Source organism: Pseudoroseomonas ludipueritiae (assembly GCF_014490445.1).
GTDB lineage: Bacteria > Pseudomonadota > Alphaproteobacteria > Acetobacterales > Acetobacteraceae > Pseudoroseomonas > Pseudoroseomonas ludipueritiae.
On sequence record NZ_JACTUZ010000191.1, the window covers coordinates 1 to 7,370 of the forward strand.

Below are 7,370 nucleotides of genomic sequence, written 5' to 3' on the forward strand. Positions count from 1 at the left end.
GCTGGTTTACGAGGAGATCGGCATTGCCCGTGGCGCCCGCGTGCATGGCCTGCACCGCCGCCGCGAGCCTGAGCCCGCCCTTCCCGCCGAACCGGCACCGAAGGCTGATGCCGATGCCCTCTCCCTTTCGATGACCACGGCCTCGGCACCGGTTGAGCCGCTGGAGATGGCGGTCCCCACCAGTGCCCTGGTCGCCGCTGCCGAGGCTGCGCTGCAGGAACTGGCCGAGGTCGCGCAGGCGGCTGCCGGCGCTTCCTCCGAGCTGGCACAGAACGGCGTCAGCGAGCTGGTGGCGTTGGAAGGCGAGTTGCGCGACACCGCCGCCCGCCTGCCGCTGGCCAGCCCGGCGCTGTAAGGCACAGGAGACGGGGCGAGGACGATGACCCTCCAGCGCCCCGTCGGCGCTTCAGTTGTAGAGCGGCACCAGACCCGGGTAAGGGATCTCGCGCTGGCCACGCTCCCGCAGCAGGCCGTTGGCGGCGCGGGTCACCTCGCGGGGCCCGGCTTCGTAGCCATCCAGCACGTAATAGCCGTTGCGCAACGGCCGCACGCGCGTGCCGAGCAGGCCGCAGGCATATTGCAGCGGCGTCATGTCCTCTTCCATCTCCGACAGGGGATCGAGAAAAGGCGCAACTTCACGGTCACGACTGGCGCGGCCCATGACCCGCTTGGCGCGCCGCTGCGCGTACCAGGGTTCAATATCGAAGGCGCGCGAGAGGGAATGGATATCCTCCCCCGCCAGCAGCCGCCGGTCGAACTCGCCCCGCAGTTCCGGCGCCAGGGCGCGGCGGCGCTGCTGTTGGCGCCGGCGCGGTGCCGACGCCAGATCTTCATCAAGGACGTCTTCGTCCCACATCTCGCCCAATGCCTCGCCCATGCTGGCCGGTCCTGCTTGGCCGCGCTTTTCCGCGGCTGGGTTCAGCTCCTTCTGGAGATCCGGGAGCCGACCGTTCTGGCGGCGAGTTCTGCGTCAGGCTTATGCGAAGAATCCTGACATCCTGTTAAAGGGCACCGCTCCTTTGTTCCGAGTTCCTGCATTTCTTGTGGAAAAGGTTCGACACCATGGATTCTGTCTCACCTGCCGGGCGTCGTGTTGCCCGGCAACTGGAGGCTAGCTTTGCCTCCGAGATGATGCAGGCCGCACGGCCGCAGAAGCGGCAGGGCCTGTTTGACGGCGGTGCCGGCGCCGGCGCCTTCGACAGTTTCATGGACCATGCACTCGGGAACGCCATGGTGGCCCGTGGCGGCCTTGGCCTGGCGCCGGCCATTGAGCGGGTGATCGGCCGTGCGGCCCGGCCGGAGGCCGCGCGATGAGCGCGCTGATCGAAGCCGCCGCCCGCCTGCAGGCGGTGTTGTGGCGGGAGGCGGAAATCGCCGGCACGGCGCCGCTCGCCACCCTCGGTGCCCTGATGGAAGAAAAGCGGGAAGCACTGCTGGCACTGAGCCGACTGGGACCACCCGAGAATGCGGCGGAACGCGCAGCATTGCGCGGCATGATGGCGGCGGCCGAGGAGAATGGCATGGTGCTGGGAGCCGTGGCCGATGCCCTGGGCACGGTGCGCGACCGCCTGCGCCGCGACCTCGCCCAGGCGGCGGACCCAGGCACCTATGGGCCGCAAGGCAGCGCTTTTCCGGGGCCGCGCCGCAAGCCGCTGCGTCATACTTTGGCGGCCAGCCTGGATCATACCGCCTGAAAGGTGAACCGAGCGGCGGTGCTGCGGGAATGCTGACCTGCTGCGCCTCGCACTGCCGCCGCTCACCCCGGAATGGCTGGAGGCAGAAAGCTACGCCTTACGGGGGTACGCTTCCGGCTTTCCGCAGTCGGGCTGAGGGGCGTCGGGAGCCTCATGGCAGATCGTCCCGGGGGGGGCCGCCGACGGCCCGTCACCGAAAAAATAGCGTGAGGCACGCGGCGCGCTTGCGAAAAACAATTCTGACCTGTTAGATCGGTTGTGTCGCAGCCGAGGTGTTCAACCTCCACGCTAGGCGATGACCGCGTCAGAAGGCGCTCCCCGAACCGGAACCCTTGAAGGGCGCAAACATGGTCAGCTCGATCCTCACCAACAACGGCGCGATGACGGCGCTGCAGTCGCTGAAGGCCACGCAGAAGAACCTGCTGAACACGCAGAACCGGATCTCGACCGGCCTGAAGGTCTCCACCGCCAAGGACAATGCCGCGACCTGGGCCGTGGCCACCGCGATGCGCTCCGACATCGCCAATACCAAGCAGGTCAGCGAGAACCTTTCCGTCTCCTCCTCCATCATCGGCACCGCCGAGACGGCGGCCGAGCAGATCGCCGACGCTGTCAAGCAGATCCGCACCAAGGTCACTTCCGCGCAGAACCCGGCGGTGGACAAGGCGCAGGTCCAGGCCGACATCGACGGCTATATCGAGACCATCAAGTCCATCGTCAGCGCCGCTTCCTTCAAGGGCGTGAACCTGATCAACGGCGGCGGCACGCAGCGCGTGCTGACCTCGGTGAACACGGTCGATGGCGTTTCCACCGGCGCTTATGCCGATGTCGCCAAGCAGAACCTCTCGGTCGAGGACGGCTCGCTGCTCTCCGGCCTGAAGAACCTGACGGTGCTGTCGCGCGCCGACCAGACGATGGCCAAGCTGAATGACGGTGTGCAGAAGGTAAAGCTGGCCACGGGCAGCGCTCTCGCCCTCAAGGCTGGCCACCATCTGGAGCTGAAGTATATCGACGAGACGGGCACCGACCGCACCCTGACCGTCAAGCTGGCCAAGGACATCTCCAAGGTTGAGGATCTGGTCAGCACCCTGAATGCTGATGCTGGCTTCAGCGCGATGTTCACCGCCGACCGCAACATTGTCGACGGCACCGCCACCACCGACCTCTTGATCAGCGCCAAGAACCGCGATTCCACGGTGCGGCTGGGCAGCACCGCCACCTCGACCTCGACCGGTGTTGACCTGACCGATGTCCTGACGGCCAAGAAGGGCGACGCAGCCGCTGCGCCCACCAATGCCCTGACCGCCAGCGCGAACGTGGTGAGCGGCGCCACGTCGGTGTTGGAGATGGACTTCGCTGACAAGGCACTGCAGGTCGGCGATGAGTTCGTGATCAAGGCCGACCTTACGCCCGCCACCAACACCACCGACAAGGGTGATGTCACCTATAAGCTGAAGGTGGTGGGCGATAACTACAAGACTGGTGACAAGATCCTGGATGGCAGCAGCACTGCCGACCGGGTCTTCGTGATTGCCGTCGCTGCCTCTGACGTCACCAACGGCAACGTCACTGGAAAGGATATTGCTGAAAAGTTCAAGGATGCCCTGACCAAGGGTACGGGCACGGATGGCTGGAACATCGATAGCATCACGTCCCCGGTGGCTCTCGATGGCGGCGGGTTCACGACTACCGCCCCGACCGCCGCCGGCGATGGATTTCACGTGTCCGTCGACTCGGTGACTGGCGCCCTGCGCATCGCCAGCTTCAGCAGCTCCACGGCGTTGACCAGCTTCAACTCCTCCAAGACCGACTACGACGTTCTGCTCTCCAAGGTCGATCAGGCTGGCGCCAACGTGGCGAATGCCGCTGCCTCCTTCGGTACCGCCGCGACGCGGATCGATCTGCAGAAGGACTTCCTGGACAAGCTGGTGGATACGCTGAACACCGGCCTCGGCGCCCTGGTGGACGCCGATATGTCCGAGGAAGCCGCTCGCCTGCAGGCCCTGCAGGTGCAGGAGCAGCTCGGCACGCAGGCGCTCTCGATCGCCAACCAGGCGCCACAGAGCATCCTGCGTCTCTTCCAGTAAAGCCGGCCGGGACGCGGCGCCGCGCCGCGTCCCGTCTGGTTCCTGGCGCCGGGCAGCCGCAGGGCTGGCCGGCGCCGTGGTCCGTGCATGCACGCCGCTGGCGCCCTTGCGGGTCCCACGCGTGACAAAGGAAGAATCCGATGTTGAGCCTTGCCACCCCCGCTGTTCCTCCGGGCCTGCCTGCCGCCCCGCTGCAACGCCCCACCGGCGCCATGACAGCCTATGGCGCCGTGATCCGGGAGACCGAGAATCCCCGGGCGATCGAGTACCGCGTCCTCGCCCGCGCCGCTGCCATGCTGGAACTGGCCGCCCTGCCAAGCGCCGGCCCCGCCGACCTTCCTGCCGCCGTTCACGAGAACCGGATGGTCTGGACCGCCTTCGCCGCTGATCTGGCCGGGGACGGCAATAGCTGCGAGGATATGCTCCGCGTGCGGCTTCTGTCGCTGGCGCGCTGGGTTTTCGCCGAGAGCGACCGCGTGCTGCGCGAGCGCAAGAGCCCGCAGGCGCTGATCGACGTCAACCGCGCGGTGATGCTGGGCCTGCAGCCCGATGCCGCCGCCCAGCCGGACCCAATGTGATGTCCCTGATCCTGAAGCTGGCACCGGGAGAGCGGATCTTCATCAATGGCGCTGTCGTCACCAACGGCGAACGCCGCGCCTATCTGATGGTGGAGACCAAGGCCCAGATCCTGCGCGAGAAGGACGTTCTGGTGGCCGATGATGTATCGACCCCGGTGCGGCGCGCTTACTTCGCCGCCCAGGGCGTGCTGCTGAACGCGCAGCCTGTGCTGGGCAGCAGTGAAGCTTTCACCGAGCAGGTCGCGCGCCTCCGTGGTGTTTTCCTGAAGCCCGAACACCTTGGCCTGCTGGATGAGGCGGAAGCCCAGATGCAGGCCGGTAACATCTATCGCGCATTGTCGGCACTGCGTGAGCTGGTGATGTACGAGGCGGCATTGCTGCAACTGGAACCGCCGGAGCGCTTCCGCCGGGAGGGCGCTGCGCGGGAGGATAGCCCTCCTCCCGCGCCGTCATTCGCAGCCCGTGGTGTGCCGGCGCGGCGGGGCACGCCCTCTGCGACGGAGCGGCCAGCTACTTTCCGCTAGCTGCGGAAGCACGTTTAGCATCTCCATCCAACGAGGCCAGGAACCGCTGCGGTGATCGATCCCATGCCCGTGAAGAAGCAAGCCGTGGAGCCCACCTCTCTGTCCTCCCGCGCAGGCGAGCAGCAGGATGCCGCTGGCGCGCCGGAGGTGAAGGCTGCTCAACAGCGAGGGCAGGCACCACTCAGTGGCCTGGTGCTCGATGTGCACCTGGATGGTGAGACGATGCGCCTTTACACCGAGATACGCGACCCTGAGACAGACCGTGTTCTGTTCCGCCTGCCCGCTGCCTACCAGGGCGAGGACAAGGACAATGCCTCCGGAGCCTCGCTGGAGGCATGAGCATCACCCCTATCACCATCGGCGTGCCAGGCGGCGTGGCTGGCTGGAAGATCCTGCAGAGCAGGAAGATCGCTGATTTCACCGCCTTCACCAAGGATCCTTCCTTACAGCGGGATGTCTCCTATCTGCGCGAGAAGCTGCCAACCAAGCTGACGGCCAAGGACCTTCTGGCCGACCGCCGGCTACAGGAGATGGTGCTCACCGCCTATGGGCTGGATTCGCAGATCGGCATGAATGCCCTGATGCAGAAGGTGCTGGACAGTGATCCGAACGATTCCGGTTCCGTCGCGGCGCGAATGGTCGACAGCCGCTACAAGCAGCTTTCCAACGCCTTGAACTATGGCGGGATCGCGATTCCGGAGATTCCGGCGGTGCCTTCCAGTGCCACGATACAGGTTGAAGGCATCCGGCAAGGCAAGACCTTCGAAAGCTTCAGTGGCAGCTTCGGGGGCGTCAAAGTCTCGGGCCTCGACCTCAGCAAAGCCAGCAATCGCCTGGAACTCGCCGCGACATTGCAAGCCACCTTCCGCAGGGCCGATGGCGGAAACAGCCACATCACCGTCACCGCCCTTGGTGGCAAGCTGGTCTTCACGGACGGCAAGGGCCGCGGTGGGGCCACGAACTTCATTCTCGTGGCCAGCCAGGGCAGCACCGCACAAGCCGCCCTGGCTGCCAATACCGCCGGCAGCGTCGCCGTTCCGGCGCAGGGTGGCCCGGCCGTCAGCAAAAGCGCCACGGTGGAGGAGATCGTTGCCCGCTTCACCCAGGCTCGTTTCGAGGAATCGCTCGGAGAAACATCGGAAACGCTGCGCAAGGCCATCTACGCCAAGCGCAGCCTGCCCAGCGTCACCAGTTGGTACAGCGTGATCGCCGACCGCAATCTCGCTTCCGTTGTGCAGAACGTGCTGGGGCTGCCCGAGAGTTTTGGGCAGATCAATGTGGACCAGCAGAAGGCCATGCTGGAACGCCGCATGGATATCGCCGACTTCAAGGACAACGCAAAGCTGACCAAGATGCTGGACCGCTACGTGGCGCGATCCAGCGTGGCGGAGGCGCAGGCCTTGGCCAGTTCCTCCGGCATCGCCACACTGGTGCAACCGATCGCCTGGGGCGGCGACAGCTTTACGGGCAGCAGCGCGGCGGCGCTTTTCTCCATCATCGGCGTGAGGTAGGGCGCCGCCGGTGCTCAGCTTTTCAGAGTGCTGGCGAGCAGGGCGAAGGCCTCGGGCGCCGCAGCCCGCTCATCGACCGCCTGGTTGAGGAAGGCTTCCAGGCCCGGCTGCTGGCGGATCGACAGGTCCACCAGCGGGTCGCTGCCGGCGCGATAGGCGCCCAGCCGGATCATCTCCGCCATATCCGCATAAGCGCCGAGCAGGCGTCGTGCTTCGCCAAGCAAGGCATTCTCCTCGGCCGAATGGCAGCGCGGCAGGGCGCGGCTGACGGAGCGCAGAATATCGATGGCCGGCCAGCGGCCTCGCTCGCCGATCCGGCGGTCCAGCACGATATGCCCGTCCAGGATGCCGCGCACGGCATCGGCAATGGGTTCATCATGGTCGTCGCCATCCACCAGCACGGTGAAGACGGCGGTGATGTCGCCCTCGCCCTCCGGTCCCGGGCCGGCGCGTTCCAGCAGTGCCGGAAGCTCATTGAAGACGGAAGGGGTATAAGAGCGGGCGGTCGCCGGCTCGCCGGCCGCCAGGCCGATCTCGCGCTGCGCATGGGCCAGGCGGGTGACGGAATCGAGCAGAAGGAAGACCTGCCGGCCCTCGGCGCGGAAATGCTCGGCGACAGCGAGCGTCGCCTGCGCCGCCCGCCGCCGCGCCAGCGCGGGCTGGTCGCTGGTGGACACCACCATCACGGCGCGCGCGCGCCCTTCCTCGCCCAATGTATGTTCGAGAAATTCCCGCACCTCGCGGCCACGTTCCCCGATCAAGCCGACCACGATAACATCGGCTTCCACGAAGCGCGCGAGCATGCCCATCAGCGTCGATTTTCCGACGCCGGAGGCAGCGAAGATACCCATGCGCTGACCGCGGCAGATGGGCGTGAAAACATCCAGGGCGCGCAGGCCGGTTTCCAGGCGCGGCCCCACCACGCGCCGGCGCAATGCATCCGGCGCCGCGCGGCGCAGCGGCACGGCGCGGCGCC

Annotated in this window: 10 protein-coding genes; 8 read left to right on the plus strand and 2 right to left on the minus strand. The window is 66.5% G+C overall.

What is annotated here, in order from left to right; all coding sequences use genetic code 11:
- The coding region (locus IBL25_RS23180) for a hypothetical protein (protein ID WP_202986862.1) at nt 1-355 on the plus strand (355 nt) is incomplete at its 5' end.
- Nucleotides 356-406: 51 nt separating this feature from the next.
- Here the strand turns inward: IBL25_RS23180 and IBL25_RS23185 are convergent.
- Nucleotides 407-877 (minus strand): hypothetical protein, encoded by a 471-nt coding sequence (locus tag IBL25_RS23185; protein WP_187780852.1) that lies wholly within the window; start codon nt 875-877, stop codon nt 407-409.
- 185 nt (nt 878-1,062) lie between these two features.
- Here IBL25_RS23185 and IBL25_RS23190 point away from each other — a divergent pair, with 185 nt between their 5' ends.
- The 7 genes from IBL25_RS23190 to IBL25_RS23220 all read left to right on the plus strand — a co-directional run bounded on the left by IBL25_RS23190 (nt 1,063) and on the right by IBL25_RS23220 (nt 6,394).
- Nucleotides 1,063-1,314 (plus strand): rod-binding protein, encoded by a 252-nt coding sequence (locus IBL25_RS23190; RefSeq protein WP_187780853.1) that lies wholly within the window; start codon nt 1,063-1,065, stop codon nt 1,312-1,314.
- Entirely contained in the window at nt 1,311-1,694 is a 384-nt protein-coding gene (locus tag IBL25_RS23195) for a hypothetical protein (protein WP_187780854.1), read from the plus strand. Before IBL25_RS23190 ends, IBL25_RS23195 begins: the two co-directional genes overlap by 4 nt.
- Nucleotides 1,695-2,041: 347 nt before the next feature.
- The gene (locus IBL25_RS23200) at nt 2,042-3,781 is read left to right on the plus strand and encodes a flagellin N-terminal helical domain-containing protein (protein ID WP_187780855.1); all 1,740 of its coding nucleotides are present in this window, start codon (nt 2,042-2,044) and stop codon (nt 3,779-3,781) included.
- 140 nt (nt 3,782-3,921) lie between these two features.
- Nucleotides 3,922-4,359 carry a flagellar biosynthesis regulator FlaF gene (gene flaF / locus IBL25_RS23205; protein ID WP_187780856.1) on the plus strand — a complete coding sequence of 146 codons (438 nt, stop codon included), beginning with the start codon at nt 3,922-3,924 and terminating at the stop codon, nt 4,357-4,359.
- On the plus strand, nt 4,359-4,883 hold the full coding sequence (locus IBL25_RS23210) for a flagellar biosynthesis repressor FlbT (RefSeq protein ID WP_187780857.1): 525 nt from the start codon (nt 4,359-4,361) through the stop codon (nt 4,881-4,883). Before flaF ends, IBL25_RS23210 begins: the two co-directional genes overlap by 1 nt.
- Nucleotides 4,884-4,934: 51 nt before the next feature.
- Nucleotides 4,935-5,222 (plus strand): hypothetical protein, encoded by a 288-nt coding sequence (locus IBL25_RS23215; RefSeq protein ID WP_187780858.1) that lies wholly within the window; start codon nt 4,935-4,937, stop codon nt 5,220-5,222.
- A gap of 191 nt (nt 5,223-5,413) precedes the next feature.
- Nucleotides 5,414-6,394, plus strand: coding sequence for a DUF1217 domain-containing protein (locus IBL25_RS23220; RefSeq protein WP_238940613.1), 981 nt, complete (start codon nt 5,414-5,416; stop codon nt 6,392-6,394).
- 14 nt (nt 6,395-6,408) lie between these two features.
- Here the strand turns inward: IBL25_RS23220 and IBL25_RS23225 are convergent.
- Nucleotides 6,409-7,370, minus strand: a 962-nt coding sequence (locus tag IBL25_RS23225) for a FliI/YscN family ATPase (RefSeq protein WP_187780860.1), incomplete at its 5' end; no start/stop codon positions are given.

Excerpts from the sequence above, each read along its gene's own strand:
- IBL25_RS23195 (WP_187780854.1), top strand. The coding sequence starts at position 1,311 with ATGAGCGCGCTGATCGAAGCCGCCGCCCGCCTGCAGGCGGTGTTGTGG.
- IBL25_RS23185 (WP_187780852.1), bottom strand. The coding sequence starts at position 877 with ATGGGCGAGGCATTGGGCGAGATGTGGGACGAAGACGTCCTTGATGAA.
- flaF (WP_187780856.1), top strand. The coding sequence starts at position 3,922 with ATGTTGAGCCTTGCCACCCCCGCTGTTCCTCCGGGCCTGCCTGCCGCC.
- IBL25_RS23190 (WP_187780853.1), top strand. The coding sequence starts at position 1,063 with ATGGATTCTGTCTCACCTGCCGGGCGTCGTGTTGCCCGGCAACTGGAG.
- IBL25_RS23220 (WP_238940613.1), top strand. The coding sequence starts at position 5,414 with ATGGTGCTCACCGCCTATGGGCTGGATTCGCAGATCGGCATGAATGCC.
- IBL25_RS23210 (WP_187780857.1), top strand. The coding sequence starts at position 4,359 with ATGTCCCTGATCCTGAAGCTGGCACCGGGAGAGCGGATCTTCATCAAT.
- IBL25_RS23200 (WP_187780855.1), top strand. The coding sequence starts at position 2,042 with ATGGTCAGCTCGATCCTCACCAACAACGGCGCGATGACGGCGCTGCAG.